Origin of the sequence: Pigmentiphaga sp. (assembly GCF_019689535.1) — a bacterium.
In the GTDB taxonomy this organism is placed as follows: Bacteria; Pseudomonadota; Gammaproteobacteria; order Burkholderiales; family Burkholderiaceae_B; genus Pigmentiphaga.
This window is the reverse complement of the sequence record NZ_JADGHH010000312.1, coordinates 1-2,739: the sequence shown is the minus strand read 5'-3', so window position 1 is coordinate 2,739 and position 2,739 is coordinate 1. Positions and strand designations below refer to the sequence as shown.

The 2,739-nt window shown below is 63.0% G+C and carries 1 protein-coding gene; it reads right to left on the bottom strand.

Features of this window, described 5'->3' with window-relative positions; genetic code table 11:
• Positions 1-41: 41 nt before the first annotated feature.
• The gene (mnmG, locus tag IRZ12_RS17150; RefSeq protein WP_296471185.1) at positions 42-1,979 is read right to left on the bottom strand and encodes a tRNA uridine-5-carboxymethylaminomethyl(34) synthesis enzyme MnmG; all 1,938 of its coding nucleotides are present in this window, start codon (positions 1,977-1,979) and stop codon (positions 42-44) included.
• Positions 1,980-2,739 lie beyond the last annotated feature (760 nt).

Genomic DNA, 2,739 nt, shown 5'->3' with positions numbered 1-2,739 from the left:
ATTGAAGGGTTCCTGGGGGCGGGTGGGTTTCTGGCTTGCGTTCATGCCGCCCGATCCGCATTCACAGTGTCCGAGGGAATCCGCCCGTATTGGCGGCGCTTCAAATGGATCAGCAATAGGGAAATGGCGGCAGGCGTGACGCCCGAGATGCGGGCAGCCTGGCCGATGGTTGCCGGCCGGTGGGCCTTGAGCTTTTGCCGAACCTCGAACGAGAGGCTGCGCACCGAATCGTAGTCGATGTCTTCCGGAATGCGCTGGTTCTCATGCACGGCTTGCTTTTCGACCTCTGCTTGCTGGCGTGCGATGTAGCCGGCGTACTTGACCTGGATTTCCACCTGCTCGGCAATGACCTTATCGGTCACGCCCGGCCCGGCCAGCAATTCATCGTCGGCATTCTTCGCTCGCATCAACGCATCATAGGAAACGTTAGGACGCTTGAGCAAGTCGAAGAGTGAGTACTCACGATCAATCGCCTTGCCGAGCAGGGCCTCGGCCGTCGCTGCGGGGAAGATTTTCGGATTCACCCAGGTCGACCGCAGGCGCTCGATCTCGCTCGCAACCGCATCGCGCTTGCGGTTGAACGCGTCCCAGCGCGCATCGTCGACCAAGCCCAGCCGGCGGCCGGTCTCGGTCAGGCGCCAATCGGCGTTATCCTCGCGCAAGCTCAGGCGGTACTCGGCACGTGAGGTGAACATGCGGTAAGGCTCGGTTACGCCCCGAGTGACGAGGTCGTCCACGAGCACGCCGAGGTAAGCCTCATCCCGCCTAGGCACCCAGGGCTCTTCTCCCTTGACCTTCAATGCCGCGTTGATGCCGGCGAGCAGGCCTTGCGCGGCAGCCTCTTCGTAGCCCGTCGTACCGTTGATCTGGCCGGCAAAGAACAGGCCGGAGATCGCGCGCGTCTCGAGCGAGGATTTCAACCCGCGCGGATCGAAATAGTCGTATTCAATGGCGTAGCCCGGGCGCAGGATGTGCGCATTTTCCAGCCCCGGCAAGGAGCGGATGAGCTCGAGCTGGACGTCGAAGGGAAGACTGGTCGAGACCCCGTTCGGATAAAACTCGTTGGTGGTGAGGCCTTCGGGCTCCAAGAACACTTGGTGCGAAGTCTTGTCCGCAAATCGGTGGATTTTGTCCTCGATGGACGGGCAATAACGCGGGCCAACCCCTTCGATCACCCCCGTGTACATGGGCGAACGATCCAGGCCGCCGCGTATGATCTCGTGCGTGCGTTCGTTGGTATGGGTAATCCAGCACGGAAGCTGCTTCGGATGCATGCTGGCGTGCCCCATGTACGAGAACACCGGCACCGGATCCAGGTCCCCGGGCTGCTCCTCCAACACGCTGAAGTCGATGGTCCGGCCGTCTATGCGCGGGGGCGTACCGGTTTTCAGCCGTCCCTGCCCTAGCTTCAGTTCCTGCAGGCGCTTGGCCAACGATATGGCGGGCGGATCGCCTGCCCGCCCCGCAGAGTAATTCTCAAGACCAACGTGCACCCGGCCATTGAGGAAGGTGCCAGCCGTCAGGACGACGGCGCGAGCGCGAAACCGGATGCCGATCTGGGTCACGGCACCCACGACCCGATCGCCCTCCAAAATCAAGTCGTCGACGGCTTGCTGGAACAGCCAGAGATTCGGCTGGTTTTCGAGTCGCCGGCGAATCGCCTGCCGATACAGGACGCGGTCCGCTTGGGCACGAGTGGCCCGGACGGCCGGGCCCTTCGACGCATTCAAGATGCGGAATTGAATGCCTGCCTCGTCCGTGGCCAAGGCCATGGCCCCGCCCAGCGCATCCACTTCTTTCACCAAATGTCCCTTGCCGATCCCCCCAATCGAGGGATTGCATGACATTTGGCCCAAGGTCTCGATGTTATGTGTAAGCAGCAGCGTCTTGCAGCCCGCTCGAGCAGAAGCAAGGGCGGCTTCAGTGCCTGCGTGGCCACCGCCTACGACGATGACATCAAATTCGGTCGGATACAGCATGGTGAGGTCCAGAGGGATGCCGGACGATTCCGGATCGGCCGCTACGGGCAAGCGGCGAAGACTGAGCGCGTCGCGGGGGGCGACCACTCATGATTATAGGACCCCCTACCTTGCAAAGCGAGCCACCATTGTCCCTAGGGCACTGTTTCACGTGAAACAGTGGTGTGGCGGCCACTCGGCATCGCTCGATGCCGCCGTATGGCGTGCGCGGCGGGCACTCTACTGCGCCGCCTGGCGCACACCGGATCTACCTTTCACCACCCGATCAGGTTTTCTTTTCCCCGACCAAGTTCGGCCCTACCCCGGCCGGTCCGCGGCCTCCCGCCACGCCCTATTCCAGAAGCGAAACCCGGATGCTTGCAGCTCGGAACGCCCCACTCCAACGCGTTTCCCTCGAGACTCCTACGAACAGGGCGCGCTTGCCCACGAATGCGCCTGCGCCCCACTTCTCGCCCGCGCTTCGTGATCTCGCCACGGAAACGACCCAGGCCGCCGATCGACCGACCCTAGGCCACGCCACCCCCTCTGTCCATCCAGCTGGAAACATGCCAGCATTCCTCTCCCGCCCCCCTGCCAAGCCAAGTCATGCCCGAGAGGCACCCGCAGCCCAAGGCCAGGCACCAAGCGAGGCCGGTGCGTTCATCCATTTCTCTGGCGCGCGATGCACAGGGAAGCCTCGTGCTGCTTCACCGGCATGGAGCATTCACCCACCAGGATCTCGCCACCGCTCAGCCCCCCCCGGCCCATCTAGGCATTTACC

Excerpts from the sequence above, each read along its gene's own strand:
- mnmG (WP_296471185.1), bottom strand. The coding sequence starts at position 1,979 with ATGCTGTATCCGACCGAATTTGATGTCATCGTCGTAGGCGGTGGCCAC.